We start from the raw sequence: 16,811 nt of genomic DNA on the forward strand, positions 1-16,811 counted from the left end.
ACCCCTGCCCACCACTGCCGAAGAGCCCGGCCGTGCCGCCCGCCCCCGGGTGGCCGTCCTCTTCGGCGGACGATCCAGCGAGCACGCCGTCAGCTGCGTAACGGCTGCCGGAGTGCTGCAGGCCATTGATACGGCCAAGTACGACGTCGTTCCTATCGGCATCGCCAAGAACGGCCAATGGAGCCTGGTTGACGCAGATCCCGCCTCCTGGTCGCTGCGCTCCAGCACGCTGCCGGAGGTGGCCGTCTCCGACGACTCCGTGGTCCTTTCATCGCAGGACGGCAGCAGCGAACTCGTGGCCCACGAGCCCGGCAGCCTGCCGCGCAGCTTGGGCCGCATCGACGTCGTGCTGCCGCTGCTTCACGGACCCTTCGGTGAGGACGGAACCCTGCAGGGCCTGCTGGAAATGGCCGATGTCCGCTACGTGGGCGCGGGCGTCCTGGCTTCGGCCGTGGGCATGGACAAGCACTACATGAAGGTGGTTTTCGCGGCCGCCGGGCTCGAGGTCGGCCCCTACGAAGTCATCACCGACAGGCAGTGGCAGCGCGACCCGCAGGCCTGCCTGGCCCGCGCCGGTGCGCTCGACTTCCCGTTGTTCGTCAAACCGGCCCGCGCCGGTTCCTCCATGGGCATCACCCGGGTCACCGATCCGGCGCAGCTGCCGGCAGCCATCGAAGCGGCCCGGCTGCACGACCCCAAAGTGGTTGTCGAAGCCGGGATCACCGGCCGGGAAATTGAAGTGGCCGTACTGCAGGGCCGCGGGACCCAGGACCCGCGGACCAGCCAGCCGGGCGAGATCGCGGTGCGCGACGGCGGCCACGAATGGTACGACTTCGAGGCGAAGTACGTTGACGGTGCCGCCGTCGACCTCAGCTGCCCGGCGGACCTTCCGGCGGACATTTCCGCCCGGGTGCGTGACCTGGCCGGGGCCGCATTCGAAGCTGTCGGCGGCGAGGGCCTGTCCCGGGTGGACTTCTTCTACACGCAGGACGGCAAGTTGATCATCAACGAGATCAACACCATGCCCGGCTTCACGCCGGTCAGCATGTACCCGCAGATGTGGGCCAAGTCCGGGTTGCCGTACACCGAGCTGATCGACGAACTGATCACCCTGGCCCTGCAGCGGCCCACCGGCCTGCGGTAAGCGGCCGGCCCGGCCGGGCCGGCCGGGCCGGCCGGGCCCTGTCTCCGGGTAGGGTCCGCAAGTTTTCGGGTATGCCTTCCGTGGTTATTCTCAGGACCCGTGTGCCCGTGCTGGCTACACTCGCATGTCTAGGACCGACCACGGACCCTGATGCGAGGACCGGCTATGCGTACGCACCCCTCTCCAGTTTCCCCATCCAAGGAACCCCCATCCAAGGAACACGGCCGCCGGAGGGTGGCCGTTAGGCGCGTGCGGAACGGGCTGTGGCTTGTGGCCAGCGTTGTCCTGGCCGCGGCACTGGTCCTGGGCGGCTACCTCTGGTCGTTGGCAACTGCCTTCGACGGCGGCAGGAACACCATTGTGGGGGCGCTCCCCTTGGACAAACCGCCGCGGCCTGCTGCCGCGGAAAAGTCACTGAACATCCTGCTGATGGGCAGCGAAGCAGGCAATTCCGGCAGCGCCGAGGCGGCACCGGACATGATGATGCTCCTGCACCTTCCCGGCGACCGAAGCGGGGTCTATGCACTGTCCATCCTGCCCGGTACTTCCGTGGACGTGCCCGGCTACGGCACCCGCCGGCTCGATTCGGCCATGTCGCTTGGCGGGGTCCCCCTGACCGTGGCAAGTGTGCAGAATATGTTCAACACCCCGATCGACCATGTAGCCGTCATCGATTTCGAAGGCTTTCGGGGGCTCACGAGCGCACTCGGCGGAGTCACCGTGAACAACGGCACGGCATTCTCCTCCGGGGGAGCCAACGGCGACTATTTCCCCTCCGGACCGATCACCTTGGAAGGGGATGCTGCGCTCAACTACGTCCGGACCGGTCAGGGTTTCACGGATGGCGACATACAGCAGGTGAAGAACCAGCAGGCATTTGTTGCAGGTATCGTCGACGGGATGCTGACCCGTGGTCCGCTCAACAACGCCGTGACCGCGCGGGGCGCCATCAGCGACTTTGCTCCTTTCCTCAGCGTCGATGCAGGCCTGGACTCCCGCACGCTGGGAAGCATGGCAGTGAGCCTGCGGAGCATGCGGTCCCAGGACGTGCACATGTTCGCCCTGCGGACCAGCAACGGTGCCGGGGCGGACGGCGGGCCGGTACAGATCGCGGATCCCGGCCAGCTCGCCGGTATCTCCGGTGCCTTGGCTTCGGATACGGTTGCGGACTATGTCCAGGCAGCGGGAAGCGGCGCCGACTAAGCCGGAGGCTATCCGTCCAGTTCCAGGGTGTCCTCCGGGCTGAGGCACTGCGAGGTGGGCTCGATCTTCGATACCGCGTTCTGCAGTTGAACCAGGATGGTGGAAGAAGCCACTTCGTTGGGGTTAAAGACCACCTCCACGGCCGGTTCGCGGCCGTATGTTGTGGCGGTCCAGGTGTCTTCGTTTTCGCGCAGCACCCAGTCCACGCCGTTGACCTCGGCACACGGGTCCGTGGTGGGCCCGGGCACGGGCACGCCGCACCGGAGGATCGCCTTGGACGGATCGCCCCAGGCCGCCGTTGACTGGCTGGCGGTGTCCCGCAGCCGGTAGCCGGCCATTTCATCAGGCAGGGCCACCATTACGGCGGCGCAGTCTGGATTGGCGGCATCCGGGGCGGCATCAACATTGGCTGTCGCAGTGCAGGCTGTGGCGGAGACGGCCACCAGCAGCAGTACCGCGGGCAAAGCGTAGGACTTCATGCATCAAGGGTATCCGGCACGCCGAGGGGGACCGGAATCGGTCCCGGGATGCCGATGTATATACTTCGAACCCCGACGAGCGGAGGACGACTGTGAGCGAGCACCGGCTACCACCCGAATCTGACGCTAAGCATCCCGTACGCACCGCTTTGACCGTGATGCTCAGTGTTGTACTGGTTGCCGCCCTCGCGGCCGGTGGCTATCTGTGGCACCTGGCCCGGACCTTCGACTCGGGGAAGCAGACGCTTACCGGTGCCCTGCCTGCCGGCAGCCCGCAGAAGGACCCGGCTGCCGGGGATTCGCAGAATTTCCTGTTGATCGGCAGCGACAGCCGCGACCCGGGCTCGGACAACGCACGGTCCGACACCATGATGCTGGTGAACATTCCGGCGGACCGGAGCGGTGTCTACGTGATGTCGATTATGCGTGACACGTGGGTGGACGTACCCGGCCACGGCGCGAATAAGATCAACGCAGCCATGGCGCTGGGCGGTGTTTCCCTCACGGTGGAAACCGTCCAGGAGCTTTTCGACGTCCCGATCGACCACGTGGTGGTCATTGATTTCGAAGGATTCAAGGGGCTCACGGACTCGCTGGGCGGTGTCACGCTGGAAAACCATACGGCCTTCACCTCGCGTGAACCGGGCGCAGAGTATTTTGCGGCCGGAAGCATCCGGGTGCAGGGAGAGTCCGCATTGAAGTACGTACGGGAACGGTACGCCTTTGCCGACGGCGACTACCAGCGGGTGCGCAACCAGCAGGCTTTTGTGCGGGGCCTCCTGAACGGGATCATGGCCCGGGGGACGCTGCTGAATCCGGTGAAGGTCAATGAGATCGTGGGCGGAATGTCGCCGTACCTCAGCGTGGACGAGGGCCTGGACGCGGTGGCAGCCGGGCGCCTGGGCGTGAGCCTGCGCAAGGTAGGGCCGGAGGATGTGCACATGTTTACCTTGCCTAACGAAGGGGTGGGCACCTCACCGGACGGACAGTCCATTGTGCTGCCTGACTACGCTGCCATCGCGGAAATAGGGGCAGCCCTGGACGGTGGCACTATGGCCGGGTACCCGGGAGCCTCCGGCGCAGGGAAAGGGTGAATTGTTATCGGTTCTGTCACCGCCCTGCGGTAGGCTTCCTAATGACATAAACGGTTAGCGGCAAAGACGGCGAAGACCGGACGGGACGGGCCCCAGATGAGTGGCACAAGCAGGAAACGGGACTACTTTGCAGACTAAGATCACCGCCAACGCGCAAGCGCTGAAGCGATGGTTGAGCAACGCAGAGGTGTCCCTTGGCAACCACAGCGACCGCCTCAATGCCATCAACATTTTTCCGGTGGCCGACGGCGACACCGGCACCAACCTGTACCTGACACTTTGCGCCGCCGCCAAGGCAGCTGCCGAAACCGATACAGCCGACATCGGCGAACTGCTGGGAACCGCAGGCCGCGCCGCCATGGAAGATGCCCGCGGCAACTCCGGCACCCTGTTTTCGGTCTTCCTCACGTCCATGGCCGAACCCCTGGCCGGCGCCGTCCGGTTGTCCGCGCCGCTGCTCGCCTCTGCTTTGCAGCGCGCCCAGCTCCGGTCCTGGTCGGTGCTCAGCGATCCCGTCCCGGGCACCATGCTCTCGGTCCTGGAAGCGGCAGCCCATGCAGCCTCGGACAGTGAAGCCGCCGTCACCGGCGATGACAGCAACGTAGGCCTGGCAGTGACTCTGCGGGCCATGCTGGACGCTGCCCTTGCCGCCGTCGTCCACACCGAAAACCAGCTGGACGCGTTGACGGAAGCCCGGGTGGTGGATGCCGGCGGCGTCGGCTTCCTGCTGGTGCTTGACGCGCTCCGCGCCGCAGCCCTGGGCGAGGAGCTGCAGGAGGAACTGCTGGACGGCCTGCACGGCTACGATGTCCAGGATCCGCACATCCACGCGCATATGCCCCGGATGGAGGGCGTCGAAGTTATGTGCACCATCAATCTCAGTCCGCTGGACGCCGCCACCCTGCGGCTGCAGCTGGATGAGCTGGGCGACTCGGTGATCATGAGCGCCGTCAGCCCTGTTGCGGACGGTTACCGCTGGCGGGTGCACGTGCACACCCCGGAGGCCGGCGCCGCCATAGAGCTGCTGCGCGGGCTGGGCGAGCCGATGAACCTGACCATTACGGAGCTCTCCGCGGACGGACACGAAACCAAGGAGATCCCCGAGAACCAGGAAATCCCCGGGGCGCATGGACTCTAGGCTTCCCGCAGAACTGGATTTCCCGCTCGACCGCCGCATCGGCAAGCCGTCCGCCACGAAGCTGGACAAGCAGCTGGGCCTCAAGACGGTCGGCGACCTGCTGCACCACTTCCCCCGGCGCTACCTCGAACGCGGGGAGCTCACCCCCATTGCCGAAATACCCTTCGACGAAGATGTCACCCTGATAGCCCGGGTACAGAGCAACAACCGGCGGCAGATGCGCGCCCGCAAGGGAATGATCGTGGAGGTGGTGGTCACCGATGACACCGACGGCAGCCTCGGCCAGCTGCATCTGACGTTCTTCAACGGATTCAACGCATCCAAGGAGCTGGCCGTAGGCACCCGGGCGATGTTCTCCGGCAAGGTGGGCGCCTACAAGGGCCAGCTGCAGCTCACCAACCCCAGCTATGTCCTGCTGGATGAAGACACCGTGGACGAGGAAGAGCTCAAACGCCCCATTCCCGTGTACCCGGCCACAGCCAAACTCGCCAGCCCGCAGATTGCCAAGTCCGTGGCCATGCTCCTGGACACCATGGAGACGGACCGGCTGCGCGATCCGCTCCCCGCCGCAATCCGGAGCCGGGAACGTTTTCCCGGCCTGGCAGAGGCGTATAACCGGATCCACCGCCCCGCCACCATGGAAGAGGCCTACGCCGCACGGCACCGGTTCCGCTACCAGGAAGCCCTGGTGCTGCAGACCGCGCTGGCCCGCCGTCGGGCGCTGACCGCTGAGGAAGAAGCCACGGCCCGCCCTGCCGTGCCCGGCGGCCTGCTGGACCGGTTTGATGCCTCCCTGCCCTTCACGCTCACGAACGGGCAGGCCGAAATCGGCCGGGACCTTTCCCGGGAACTGGCCGGAGACCACCCGATGAACCGGCTGCTGCAGGGCGAAGTGGGGTCGGGCAAGACCCTGGTGGCGCTGCGGGCCATGCTGCAGGTGATCGACGCCGGGGGACAGGCCGCCCTGCTCGCCCCCACGGAGGTACTGGCAGCCCAGCACTACGAATCTATTACCGCCATGCTTGGCCCGCTGGGCCGTGGCGGACAGTTGGACGGTGATCCGGACGGCACCCGGGTGACCCTGCTGACCGGTTCCATGAACACTGCGGCACGCCGGGCGGCACTGCTGGATGCGGCCAGCGGAGCAGCGGGAATCATCATCGGCACCCACGCGCTGCTCTCGGAGCACGTCTCCTTCGCCGACCTCGGCCTGGTGGTGGTGGATGAACAGCACCGGTTCGGCGTGGAGCAGCGGGACGTGCTGCGCACCAAGGGGCACAGCACCCCGCACCTGCTGGTGATGACGGCAACCCCTATTCCGCGCACCGTCGCCATGACCGTGTTCGGCGACCTTGAGGTGTCCACGCTGACCGAACTGCCGGCCGGGCGGGCACCGATTTCCACGTTCGTCTCTCCGCTGGCCGAAAAGCCGCAGTGGGAGCAGCGGATCTGGGCCCGCGCACGGGAAGAAATCGACGCCGGGCGCCAGGTCTACGTTGTGTGCCCCAAGATCGGAGACAAGGAAGAAGAGCCGGGCAGCGAGCTGGCGCTCTTTGACCCTGCCGAACCGCCGGCCGGCGGCGAACGGGCGCCGAAGCAGCAGTTGGCCTCCGTCACGGAAATGACGGAGTACCTGGCCACGGTCCCCGCCCTCGCCGGAAAAACAGTGGCGGCGCTGCACGGCCGGCTGGACCCGGCGGAGAAACACGAAGCGATGGCGGCCTTCAATGACGGTGACGTGGACGTGCTGGTCTCCACCACCGTCATCGAGGTGGGCGTGGACGTTCCCAACGCCTCCCTCATGGTGATCATGGATGCGGACCGGTTCGGCATCTCCCAGCTGCACCAGCTGCGCGGCCGGGTGGGCCGCGGCGGGTTGCCCGGCACCTGCCTGCTGGTCACCAGCCTGGAACCGGGCCATCCCAGCCGGGAACGGCTGGAAGCGGTTGCCGCGACCACCGACGGCTTCGAGCTCTCCCGCAAGGACCTGGAACTGCGCCGCGAGGGCGACATCTTGGGTGCCAGCCAGTCCGGCGGGCGCTCCACACTGAAGCTGCTGCGGGCGGTGCAGGACGAAAAGGTCATCGAAAAGGCACGGGCTGATGCCGTCGCCCTGGTTGCGGAGGACCCGGACCTGCGGGAGTATCCGGCCCTGGACGAGGCGATCGAGGCGTACCTGAACCCCGAGGCCGAAGCCTTCCTGGAACGCGGATAAAGTGAAGGCATGAGCCGCATTATTGCCGGGACCGCCGGCGGATCCACCTTGTTCAGCGTTCCGGGCGACGGAACCCGTCCCACCACGGACCGGGTCAAGGAAGCACTGTTCTCCCGCCTGGAATCCTACGAGGTGCTGCAGGGCGCCCGGGTACTGGACCTGTTCGCCGGTTCGGGAGCACTGGGTGTGGAAAGCGCCAGCCGCGGAGCCGAGGCCGTGGACCTGGTGGAGCTTGCAGACAAGGCCGCGGCCACCTGCCGGCGCAACGCGGAACTGGTCAACAAGCTGCTGGGCTCCAACCGGGTGAGCGTGCACCGGGCCAAGGCGGAAACATTCCTGCTGCGTGTGCCCGAAGAAGTCCGGTGGGACCTGGTCTTCATCGATCCCCCCTACGCCCTGACGGAGGCCGAACTGGAAACGGTCCTGGCGCCGCTGGCGAAACACCTGTCCGAGGGCGCCGTCGTGGTGCTGGAACGATCCACCCGCTCCGATGAGCCGGTCTGGCCGGCGGGGCTGGAACGCTTCAGCGAGCGTAAGTACGGCGAGACCACCCTGTGGTTCGCCGAGCCCGCGCAGCAGGCCGGTTAGCCGCGCCCGCTAGGATCCCGAGGCAAACACGTCCAGGTCCTCGCCCGTGAGCACCGCAGCAGGATGCGGGCCGGCGGCCAGCAGCTGCCGGGTCCATTCCTCCGGCCACGGGAACGGGGTTGCCGCCAGCACGATGTTGCCGGGGTAACGGCCGGTAAACATGTCGGCCGGACCCAGCGCGGCCACCGCTCCGCGGCCGGCACGTTCCAGGCCTGCCGCCAGTTCGCGGATCTGCCTGCGGGCGAACGCCAGCGGCGGATCGTCTCCCACATTGACCAGCAGCACGCCGTTGGGGCAGAGCAAGGCGGCCAGCTCCGCGTAGAAGTCCGACGTCGTCAGGTGCCCGGGTGCATCGGCGCCGGCAAAGATGTCCAGGACAACGGCGTCGAACTCCTGCCCGGTAAAGCGGTCCAGCGATTCACGGGCATCACCGATCACCGTCTGCAGATCCGTTCCCTCCGGCAGCGGAAGGTGGGCCAGGACAAAGTCCAGCAGTTCCCGTTCCAGCTCCACTGCGGCCTGCCGGGAACCGGGACGGGTGGCCTGCAGGTATCGGGCAAGGGTCAGGGCGCCGGCACCCAGATGCAGGGCGCGCACCGGCTCCCCGGCGGGCCGAACCAGGTCCAGGACGTTGCCCATACGGCGCAGGTATTCATAGAAGATCTCCCCGGGTCGGGCCAGGTCTACGTGGGACTGTTCCGCCCCGCCGATGCTCAGCACATAGGCGCCCGGCGTGAAGCCGTCTTCCGTGATGGTGGCGTGGGCTCCGATGCCGCGCAGCAGCCGTGAGGCGTTCACAGGGCACCGCCCAGCCCGGCCAGGCGTTCTGATGCCTGCTCCAGGACCTCGAACTTTTTGCAGAACGCGAAGCGCAGCAGTGAGCGTGTGCGCTGCGCGCCGTCCGCGTGGCAGAACACTGCCACCGGGATGGCCGCCACACCGATCAGCTCCGGGAGCCGGCGGGCAAGCGCGGTGGCGTCCGTGATGCCCAGGGCGGAGGTATCCGCGGTGAGGAAGTAGGTTCCGGAGGAAGGCAGGACGGTCATGCCCGCTGCGCGCAGCCCCTCGCCGAGGAGGTCGCGTTTGGCTTTCAGGGTAGCCGCGGCCTCCGTGAAGTAGGCATCAGGCAGGCCCAGGCCAACCGCAACGGCGTACTGGAACGGGGTGCCGGAGGTGTAGCTCAGGAAGGTCTTGACCGTCCGGACCGCGGACACCAGCGGTGCCGGGCCGGTGAGCCAGCCGATCTTCCAGCCCGTCACGGAGAACGTCTTGCCGGCGGAGGAAACGGTCAGTGTCCGCTCGGCCGCCCCCGGCAGGGTGGCGACGGGGATGTGCTGCGGCCCGAAGGTGAGGTGTTCATACACTTCATCGGTGACGATCACGGCGTTGTACCGCGCCGCCAGGTCCACGACCTGCTGGAGCACTTCACGCGGCAGGACGGTCCCGGTGGGGTTGTGCGGGTTGTTCACCAGCACCACCCTGGTGCGCTCGCTGAACGCGGCCTCCAGCGCGCCGTCGTCGGGCAGGAAATGCGGGGCCTGCAGGGCAACGGTGGTGTGCGTGGCGCCGCTGAGGCCGATCACGGCACCGTAGGAATCGTAGAACGGCTCGAAGGTCAGCACTTCGTCTCCCGGGCCAGCCAGCGCCAGCAGCGCCGATGCGATGGCCTCGGTGGCTCCGGTGCTGACAATCACCTCGGTTCCGGGATCCACTGCCAGGGAGTAGAAGCGGTCCTGGTGGGCGGCGATGGCCTCGCGCAGCACCGGCAGTCCCTGGCCCGGCGCGTACTGGTTGGCGCCGGAAGCAATGGCGGCGCGGGCGGCGTCGAGCATTTCCGCCGGGCCGTCCTCGTCCGGGAACCCCTGGCCGAGGTTGATGGCGTTGTGCCGGCCGGCCGTGGCGGTGATTTCTTCGAAGATGGTCACGCCCAGGTTGCCGTCTGCTGCGAGCAGGTTGGCGCCGGCGGCGGTGCGCTGCCAGGGCGCGGGGCCGGCTGCCTGCCGGGAGCGGAGCAGGGACGCGGGGGTGGAGAAACTCATTCTTCCAGTATTACCCTGCCGGACCCGGTAGATTCGACTTATGCGACGCGCTGTATGCCCAGGTTCCTTTGACCCTATCCACAACGGCCATATTGAGGTCATTGCCCGCGCGGCAAGCCTCTTTGACGAGGTCATTGTGGCGGTGTCCACCAACTATGCGAAGAAGTACCGTTTCCCGGCCGAACAGCGCCTGGAACTGGCGGCCGAGGCACTGGGCTCGCTGCGCGGGGTATCCGTGGTTCCCATGGGGGAGGGGCTGCTGGCGGAGTTCTGCCGCGAGCACGGTGCCGGCGCCATAGTAAAGGGCCTGCGGTCCGTCCAGGACTACCAGTACGAACTGCCGATGGCCGTGATGAACCGGCACCTCACCGGCGTCGAAACCGTCTTCCTGCCCGCCGAGGGAAGCTATACCCACCTCTCATCCTCCCTGATCAAGGAGGTCGCCGCCCTGGGCGGAGACATCAGCGGATTTGTCCCGGCAGCCGTGCTCAAGCGCCTGCTTGCCGCCGATTAGCTCTTGGCCCGCAGGCGGGTAAACTGGACCTCGGAGTTCCGTGCATGCGCGGGCTCCGTGGCTGCAGCGCAGCCGCAGTTTGAGAGATTCCGGCAAGTCAGGCTAAGATGATATGTCGGTCTATGTTCTACAGGAGTTCTCATTAGCGAATTTTCGCGGTCCAATCCGAATACACCCCTGGCAATCAACGTCAGGGACCTCGGGCGCAGCCCGGGAACGATGCGGACCTTGCATGAACATGTACCGGCACCGAAAGACTTCGGTGTTGCGCTTATCGGCGTTCCGGAAGGATCCGAGCTCGAGGTTGACTTGAGGTTGGAGGCCGTGCACGAAGGGATTCTGGTATCCGGCGTAGTCATCGCTCCCGTAAGGGGCGAATGCGGCAGGTGCCTGAAGCCACTCGCGTACGACCAAGAAGTCGATGTGCAGGAACTCTTCTACTACGAGGACGCTGAGTCCTTCGAAGAAGACGAGGAAGAAGAGCAACGCCGGATCGAGCGAGATGTCATCGATCTTGAGCCGGTATTGCGGGACGCCGTGGTTCTTACCATGCCGTTCCAGCCGGTGTGCCGGGAAGACTGCCCAGGCCTTTGCTCCGAATGCGGAGCGCGCCTAGAGGAGGATCCGGGTCACCACCATGAAGCAGTGGATCCTCGCTGGGCAGCCCTCGCAGGGTTGACCGGCACGGCCGCAGAAGATACTGCGGCACCAAGTACAGAGTCAGACGAGAGAGAAGAGAGTTAGCCGTGGCTGTTCCGAAGCGGAAAATGTCCCGCGCGAATACACGTGCACGCCGGTCCCAGTGGAAGGCGACCGCGCCCAACCTGGTGAAGACCGTGGAGAACGGCCGCGTCACCTATAGCCTGCCGCACCAGGCCAAGGTCGTCACCGATTCCGCCGGCACCGCGCTGTTCCTTGAATACAAGGGCCGCAAGGTCGCGGACGTCTAAGACCAGTGTTCGGCCCTGCCATGCACACCTTTAGGGGAACCGCTGCCAGGGCCGTGAATACTGCTTTTCGGGTTGTATCCAAAAAGTGAAGAATACTGAAGAGCTTATGAAGCGTCTCGGTGTCGATATCGACGCCGGGACGCTTCGTCTTGCGCTCACGCACCGCTCCTACGCTTACGAGCAGGGCGGCATCCCCACGAACGAACGCCTCGAATTCCTTGGCGATTCCATTCTGGGGTTCTCGGTGACCGATGCGCTCTACCGGGATAATCCTGACCTTTCCGAGGGGGAGCTGGCCAAGCGCCGCTCCGCCGTCGTGAGTACCCGCGCCCTGGCCGGCATTGCCCGCGACCTGGGGCTGGGCGAATACATCCTGCTCGGCCAGGGTGAAAAGCTCACCAACGGACGCGACAAGTCCTCCATCCTCGCGGACACCACGGAAGCCGTTATCGGCGCCGTATATCTGGACCACGGGATTGAAACCGCACGCCAGATGGTGATGCGGCTGGTGGGACCGCTCCTCTCCGACGCCGATGCCCTGGGCGCCGGTACGGACTGGAAAACGAGCATCCAGGAGATCGCCGCGAGCCGGAAAATGGGCGACATCGAATACCGTGTCACCGGTTCCGGCCCGGACCACTCGCGCAGCTTCGTTGCCGTGCTCCATATTGGGGATACGGCCTTCGGCACGGGTACCGGCCACTCCAAGAAGGAAGCGGAGCAGGAAGCTGCCGCCGCGTCCTGGAAGATGATCAATTCCAGGGAAGCCGACGCCGCGGCTGCCGGTTCCTAGGCGGTTCCGCCGTGCCTGAGCTTCCCGAAGTCGAGGTTGTCCGGCGCGGACTCGCCTCCTGGGTCCGCGGCCGGACCATCACCGGCGTCGAGATCCTGGACGCCCGCTCCGTGCGGCGCCACGCTGCCGGTCCCGAGGACCTGGTAGGCAACCTTGAGGGCGCTGTGGTCACCGACGTCGTGCGCCGCGGCAAGTTCCTGTGGCTTCCGCTGGTCGAGGAGGATCACGACGGCGTGCCGTCTCTGGCGCTCATGGCGCATCTGGGGATGAGCGGCCAACTGCTGATGGAAGACTCCGCGCTGCCGGACGAGAAGCACCTCAAGGTGCGCTTTTCGCTCAGTCCGGCGGTCGACGACGCCGGTGCGGCCATGCCCTCCGAGCTGCGGTTCGTGGACCAGCGGATTTTCGGCGGCGTGTTCCTCACCGACCTGGTGCCGACGCCCGACGGCGCTCCCGGCGGCCTTTCCGAAACCGGACTGCCGCTGGTGGCGCAAGAGGCCGCGCACATTGCCCGAGATCCGCTGGATCCGGCCTTTTCCTTCGATGACTTTTACCGCCGGCTGCGTGCCCGGCGGACCGGGATCAAGCGTGCCCTGCTGGACCAGGGGCTGGTGTCCGGGGTGGGGAACATCTATGCGGATGAATCGCTGTGGGCTGCGCGGATGCACTTTGCCCGGCCCACGGACACCATGCGCCGTGCGGATGCGCTGCGGCTGATTGAGGCGGCGCAGGACGTGATGACCCGGGCGCTGGACGCCGGCGGGACGAGCTTCGATTCCCTGTATGTGAATGTCAACGGGGCGTCCGGCTACTTCTCCCGGTCCCTGAACGCCTACGGCCGGGAGGGGGAACCGTGCCTGCGGTGCGCTTCCCTGGGGCGAAATCCGCTGATCCGCAGGGATTCCTTTATGAACCGGTCCTCTTACAGTTGTCCGGTGTGCCAGCCGTGGCCGCGGAACGGGCGCTGGTAGCCAACACTACCGACGTTCCACGAACTGGAGCGGATGTCCGTCCGGGTCCTCCACGAACGCCACCCGGAGCCTTCCGTCCAGGAACGGGTGGGGACCCTCAAGGTCCTTTGCGCCGGCGTTGAGGGCCGTGGCATAGGCTGCAGCGACGTCGTCGGTCCACAGGGTGAGGCACGCCCGGTGGCCCTCGGTCACCGGGGTGAAGCTGCTGCCCCTTCCGTGTCGGCCACGAACAGGATGATCTGCGGGTCGAAGATCCTCACGATTGTCCTTTTGTTGTGTGCGCATGGAATCCATCCGTGCGGAAGGTAGCCAGCGCGTCGGCCAGCATCCGATGTCCCTGCCGCTCGAACGCATGGTCGCCGGTTTGGTAGGCCCACACCGCGGTGGAGACTGCTTCGCGCAGCAGCGTCATATGCCAGAGTTCCATGTCGCTGTCATCTTCCCGCACGCCGTCCCCGAGGCCTGCACCGTAGCCTGCCAAGAAGACGTCCTTCAGCTGCGGGTGGGTGCGCCATTGCTGCGCTGCCAGGCGGCAGAAGTCCGTGAGAGCGGGGCGGAACGCGAACCGGCCGAAGTCGATGATTCTCAGTTCCGTGCCATGGAGAAGCCAGTTGCGCGGCTGCCAGTCGCCGTGGGTCGGAACCACCGTTACCGGCTTTGGCGAATAGGCGGCAAGGATGGTCCTGGCGTCTTCCACTTGGGACTTCTCGATGCGGTGCGGCCGTTCCAGCCAAGACAGCGCCCTGGCCGTTGCTGCGCTCTCGTAGCCCTTGTTGGTATGCGAGGTCTGATCATGGAACTGACGCAGCAGCGAACCCGCCTGGTGATGAACTTCCGGGTCATGCTCGGCCGTGGTCCCCTCCGCCAGCGATCCATCGAGATATTCCGTGACGAGGACCGTCTGGGCGAGGTCCGAGCGGACGAGCCGCGGTGCACGGTGCTGCCGGCTCCATACCCGCGTCCATGATTCATGCGCCGCGATCTCGCGTCCTATGTGGTGGTTGGAAAGACCGGCGGCTTTGACGACGTACCGGCGCTCCCCGGATTCGACTTCCAGTACCGCTGTGTCCGAGAGGGCCCAGGAGAGATCCCGGATGAGGCGAACCCCCGGCAGCCACTGTTGCACAAGCTCACCCTGGCTCATGCTCAGTTGGTTCCGGTGCCAGGTTTCCATTCCAGCAGGCTAGCGGGTCGGCTGTCCGGTTGTGCACATATCCGTGTGCGCGGCATAGCGTCGGAGCATCGGCCTCCCGGGCTGAGTGGCCGCGAACAGAGCAAAAACAGGTAGCGGAACAGGTACTTCTGCCCTGTTTTACCTCTGTCCCGCCGCCTAAAATCGAATACATGTTCGAATACTCGTCGCCTCAGGAGCACCGGCTGGCCGGCACTGCCGTAGCTGGCAGCGCCATGGTGCATGGGTGGGTGGAGGTGCTGGTTGACCAAGCTGGCCTGGTGTCGGGAGCGGAACCGGAGGACAGCGAACTCATCGACCGGATACGGGCACTCGAGGAACTGAAAGCCGCCGCCTCAGCCGCCCAAGCCCGGGCCGCCGCAGCGTTTGATGCTTCCCAGCGCCGGAAACAGGCCGCAGCAGGAATGCGCCGTGAGGATGTGGGCCGCGGGATCTCTTCACAGATTGCGTTGGCACGCAGGGAGTCTCCGAACCGAGGCGGGCGGCTGCTGGGCTTCGCAAAAGCCCTGACGTCCGAGATGCCGTGCACCTTGCAGGCCTTGACCACCGGCGCTATCAGCGAATGGCGGGCAACGTTGCTCGTTCGGGAGACGGCGTGCCTCAGCGTGGAGGACCGGCAGCGGGTAGATGCAGAAGTTGCCGGAGACCCCCGCGTGCTGGAAACACTGGGTGACCGCCAGATCATTGCCCGGGCCAGAGGCGCCGCCTACCGGCTGGATCCGAAGGCCGCCGTAAACCGGGCAGCCAAAGCCGCCACCGAGCGGTTCGTCTCCTGCCGCCCCGCTCCGGATACCATGACCTACCTGACCGGGCTGCTGCCCGTGGCCCAGGGAGTCGGCGTTTATGCGGCCTTGTCCCGTGAAGCGGATCGCCTCCGTGCGGCGGGGGATGCCCGGGGGCGGGGCCAGATCATGGCCGATACCCTCGTGGAGCGGATTACCGGCCAGACCGATGCGGGCCAGATGAAGGTGGAAGTGCAGCTGGTCATGTCGGACCGGACCCTGCTGGGTGGAGAATCGGAGCCCGCGTTTGTCCCGGGGTATGGTCCCGTGCCTGCGCAGTGGGCGAGGGACCTGCTGCGGGGGAGCGGGAGAGACGGGGATAACGGCCGGACGCGCCGCGCAGACGGGGACAGCGGAGGGGGACGCAGCAGGAACACCGGCGCCCGCCAGTCAGGGCGGGGGCAGTCGAAGCGGGACAAAAGCGCAGAACGCTGGATCCGGCGGCTCTATGCGGATCCGACCAGCGGGCAGCTGGTCGCAATGGACACCCGTGCCCGGCTGTTCCCTGAATCGATGGCCCGCTTCATCGCCGCGCGGGACCAAACCTGCCGCATGCCGTGGTGCGGGGCACCGATCCGGCAGATCGACCATGTACATCCGCACAAGGACGGCGGGGTCACCAGTATCGTGAACGGCCAGGGACTGTGCGAGGCATGCAACCAGGCCAAGGAAGCACCTGATTGGCGAGTCCGACCGGTCGACCAGCCGGGGCCGCACACGGTTGAGACCATGACTCCAACCGGGCACACCTACCAGTCCTCGGCACCGCCGCTGCCCGGGTCGCCTCAAGACCGGATGCGGAACGGGCCCGCCGTGGATCCAGGGCCTCCGCGCTTCGCAGACGGAACCTTGGAAGCCTGCGTTGTGGACTACCTGAGGGCGGCTTAGCCGGCGCTAGTGGTCTGCGAGCTCCGCCAGGACCGCATCAGTCAACGCTGGCCAGGCCTCGGCTGCCCACGGACCGAAGTCCCGGTCAGTGAGGCAAACGGCTGCTGCGCGGGCTGCGGGGTCTACCCAAAGGAAGGTACCGGACTGACCGAAATGGCCGAATGTCCTCGGGGAGCTGTTGGCACCGGTCCAGTGCGGAGACTTGCGGGCGCGGATTTCAAAGCCGAGACCCCAGTCGTTCTCCTTCTGCCGGCCGAACCCGGGCAGTACCCCCGCCAAGCCCGGGAAGACCACACGGGTCGCTTCCGCGAGCCGGCCCGGATCAGTCAGCGTGGGGGACTGAAGCTCCGCGGCAAAGCGGGTCAGGTCCGCAGCAGTAGACACCGCCCCGGCTGCGGGCGATCCCTCCAGCGTGGTGGCGGACATTCCCAGCGGGCTCAGCACACCTTCACGCATGTAGTCGGCAAATGAAATATCGGTTGCTTCTTCCAACGTCTCGCCGAGCACTTCGAAGCCGGCATTCGAATACAGCCGGCGGGTGCCCGGGGCATACCGGACGGTGCGCTCGCCGAAATCGTAACCGCCCGAATGCGCCAGCAAATGACGCACGGTGGAACCCTCCGGTCCCGCCGGCTGGTCCAGTTCCAGCGCGCCCTCATCCAGGGCAATCAGGACCGTGTAGGCGCTGAGCAGTTTGGTGACGGACGCCAAGCGGTACGGACGGTCCTGGTCGCCGGCAGTGCCCAGCACTTCGCCGTCCGCTCCGAGGACGGCTACGGAAACATTGTCCACCGGCCACGATCCAACCGCAGCGAGACTCC

The 16,811-nt window shown here is 66.3% G+C and carries 18 protein-coding genes; 12 read left to right on the forward strand and 6 right to left on the reverse strand.

Translation table 11 applies throughout. From position 1 onward, the window contains the following. Window positions 1-4: 4 nt before the first annotated feature. Window positions 5-1,144, forward strand: coding sequence for a D-alanine--D-alanine ligase family protein (locus LJ754_RS07045; RefSeq protein WP_227926097.1), 1,140 nt, complete (start codon window positions 5-7; stop codon window positions 1,142-1,144). A gap of 249 nt (window positions 1,145-1,393) precedes the next feature. After that, complete coding sequence (locus LJ754_RS07050) at window positions 1,394-2,347, forward strand: LCP family protein (RefSeq protein ID WP_227926063.1); 954 nt, start codon at window positions 1,394-1,396, stop codon at window positions 2,345-2,347. Between the two features lie 8 nt (window positions 2,348-2,355). On the opposite strand, the gene LJ754_RS07055 is transcribed toward LJ754_RS07050, so the two are convergent. Continuing rightward, window positions 2,356-2,826 (reverse strand): DUF3515 domain-containing protein, encoded by a 471-nt coding sequence (locus tag LJ754_RS07055; protein ID WP_227911728.1) that lies wholly within the window; start codon window positions 2,824-2,826, stop codon window positions 2,356-2,358. 92 nt (window positions 2,827-2,918) lie between these two features. Here LJ754_RS07055 and LJ754_RS07060 point away from each other — a divergent pair, with 92 nt between their 5' ends. The 4 genes from LJ754_RS07060 to rsmD all read left to right on the forward strand — a co-directional run bounded on the left by LJ754_RS07060 (window position 2,919) and on the right by rsmD (window position 7,861). After that, window positions 2,919-3,920, forward strand: coding sequence for an LCP family protein (locus LJ754_RS07060; RefSeq protein ID WP_227926064.1), 1,002 nt, complete (start codon window positions 2,919-2,921; stop codon window positions 3,918-3,920). Window positions 3,921-4,080: 160 nt separating this feature from the next. Further along, the gene (locus LJ754_RS07065) at window positions 4,081-5,058 is read left to right on the forward strand and encodes a DAK2 domain-containing protein (protein WP_227911745.1); all 978 of its coding nucleotides are present in this window, start codon (window positions 4,081-4,083) and stop codon (window positions 5,056-5,058) included. Continuing rightward, window positions 5,048-7,273 carry an ATP-dependent DNA helicase RecG gene (locus LJ754_RS07070; protein ID WP_227926065.1) on the forward strand — a complete coding sequence of 742 codons (2,226 nt, stop codon included), beginning with the start codon at window positions 5,048-5,050 and terminating at the stop codon, window positions 7,271-7,273. The genes LJ754_RS07065 and LJ754_RS07070 overlap by 11 nt, the downstream gene beginning before the upstream one ends. 9 nt (window positions 7,274-7,282) lie before the next feature. Further along, window positions 7,283-7,861: a 16S rRNA (guanine(966)-N(2))-methyltransferase RsmD gene (gene rsmD / locus LJ754_RS07075; protein ID WP_227926066.1), complete on the forward strand. Its 579-nt coding sequence runs from the start codon at window positions 7,283-7,285 to the stop codon at window positions 7,859-7,861. Window positions 7,862-7,870: 9 nt separating this feature from the next. Here rsmD and LJ754_RS07080 read toward each other — a convergent pair whose 3' ends face one another. Together LJ754_RS07080 and LJ754_RS07085 are read right to left on the reverse strand one after the other, a co-directional pair. Then, window positions 7,871-8,659, reverse strand: a complete 789-nt coding sequence (locus LJ754_RS07080) for a spermidine synthase (protein WP_227926067.1) — start codon at window positions 8,657-8,659, stop codon at window positions 7,871-7,873. Beyond that, on the reverse strand, window positions 8,656-9,900 hold the full coding sequence (locus LJ754_RS07085) for an aminotransferase class I/II-fold pyridoxal phosphate-dependent enzyme (protein ID WP_227926068.1): 1,245 nt from the start codon (window positions 9,898-9,900) through the stop codon (window positions 8,656-8,658). The genes LJ754_RS07080 and LJ754_RS07085 overlap by 4 nt, the downstream gene beginning before the upstream one ends. Window positions 9,901-9,940: 40 nt before the next feature. Here LJ754_RS07085 and coaD point away from each other — a divergent pair, with 40 nt between their 5' ends. The 5 genes from coaD to mutM all read left to right on the forward strand — a co-directional run bounded on the left by coaD (window position 9,941) and on the right by mutM (window position 13,128). Beyond that, a complete protein-coding gene (gene coaD, locus LJ754_RS07090; protein WP_227926069.1) occupies window positions 9,941-10,414 on the forward strand; it encodes a pantetheine-phosphate adenylyltransferase in 474 nt (157 codons plus the stop codon). Between the two features lie 177 nt (window positions 10,415-10,591). After that, entirely contained in the window at window positions 10,592-11,158 is a 567-nt protein-coding gene (locus LJ754_RS07095) for a YceD family protein (protein ID WP_227911744.1), read from the forward strand. Between the two features lie 2 nt (window positions 11,159-11,160). Continuing rightward, window positions 11,161-11,364, forward strand: a complete 204-nt coding sequence (rpmF, locus tag LJ754_RS07100; protein WP_146364453.1) for a 50S ribosomal protein L32 — start codon at window positions 11,161-11,163, stop codon at window positions 11,362-11,364. A gap of 85 nt (window positions 11,365-11,449) precedes the next feature. After that, window positions 11,450-12,157 (forward strand): ribonuclease III, encoded by a 708-nt coding sequence (rnc, locus tag LJ754_RS07105; RefSeq protein WP_227911721.1) that lies wholly within the window; start codon window positions 11,450-11,452, stop codon window positions 12,155-12,157. Window positions 12,158-12,168: 11 nt separating this feature from the next. Further along, a complete protein-coding gene (mutM, locus tag LJ754_RS07110; protein WP_227926070.1) occupies window positions 12,169-13,128 on the forward strand; it encodes a bifunctional DNA-formamidopyrimidine glycosylase/DNA-(apurinic or apyrimidinic site) lyase in 960 nt (319 codons plus the stop codon). Between the two features lie 6 nt (window positions 13,129-13,134). On the opposite strand, the gene LJ754_RS07115 is transcribed toward mutM, so the two are convergent. After that, on the reverse strand, window positions 13,135-13,482 hold the full coding sequence (locus LJ754_RS07115) for a VOC family protein (protein WP_331461513.1): 348 nt from the start codon (window positions 13,480-13,482) through the stop codon (window positions 13,135-13,137). Continuing rightward, window positions 13,385-14,302 carry a phosphotransferase gene (locus tag LJ754_RS07120; RefSeq protein ID WP_227926072.1) on the reverse strand — a complete coding sequence of 306 codons (918 nt, stop codon included), beginning with the start codon at window positions 14,300-14,302 and terminating at the stop codon, window positions 13,385-13,387. The genes LJ754_RS07115 and LJ754_RS07120 overlap by 98 nt, the downstream gene beginning before the upstream one ends. 170 nt (window positions 14,303-14,472) lie before the next feature. Here LJ754_RS07120 and LJ754_RS07125 point away from each other — a divergent pair, with 170 nt between their 5' ends. After that, window positions 14,473-15,990, forward strand: a complete 1,518-nt coding sequence (locus LJ754_RS07125; protein ID WP_227926073.1) for an HNH endonuclease — start codon at window positions 14,473-14,475, stop codon at window positions 15,988-15,990. Between the two features lie 6 nt (window positions 15,991-15,996). On the opposite strand, the gene LJ754_RS07130 is transcribed toward LJ754_RS07125, so the two are convergent. Continuing rightward, entirely contained in the window at window positions 15,997-16,782 is a 786-nt protein-coding gene (locus LJ754_RS07130) for a serine hydrolase domain-containing protein (RefSeq protein WP_227926074.1), read from the reverse strand. Window positions 16,783-16,811: the final 29 nt, after the last annotated feature.

This window comes from Arthrobacter sp. zg-Y40, assembly GCF_020731535.1.
In the GTDB taxonomy this organism is placed as follows: Bacteria; Actinomycetota; Actinomycetes; order Actinomycetales; family Micrococcaceae; genus Arthrobacter_B.

Excerpts from the sequence above, each read along its gene's own strand:
- LJ754_RS07055 (WP_227911728.1), bottom strand. The coding sequence starts at position 2,826 with ATGAAGTCCTACGCTTTGCCCGCGGTACTGCTGCTGGTGGCCGTCTCC.
- LJ754_RS07070 (WP_227926065.1), top strand. The coding sequence starts at position 5,048 with ATGGACTCTAGGCTTCCCGCAGAACTGGATTTCCCGCTCGACCGCCGC.
- rsmD (WP_227926066.1), top strand. The coding sequence starts at position 7,283 with ATGAGCCGCATTATTGCCGGGACCGCCGGCGGATCCACCTTGTTCAGC.
- LJ754_RS07085 (WP_227926068.1), bottom strand. The coding sequence starts at position 9,900 with ATGAGTTTCTCCACCCCCGCGTCCCTGCTCCGCTCCCGGCAGGCAGCC.
- coaD (WP_227926069.1), top strand. The coding sequence starts at position 9,941 with ATGCGACGCGCTGTATGCCCAGGTTCCTTTGACCCTATCCACAACGGC.
- LJ754_RS07115 (WP_331461513.1), bottom strand. The coding sequence starts at position 13,482 with ATGCGTTCGAGCGGCAGGGACATCGGATGCTGGCCGACGCGCTGGCTA.
- LJ754_RS07120 (WP_227926072.1), bottom strand. The coding sequence starts at position 14,302 with ATGGAAACCTGGCACCGGAACCAACTGAGCATGAGCCAGGGTGAGCTT.
- LJ754_RS07125 (WP_227926073.1), top strand. The coding sequence starts at position 14,473 with ATGTTCGAATACTCGTCGCCTCAGGAGCACCGGCTGGCCGGCACTGCC.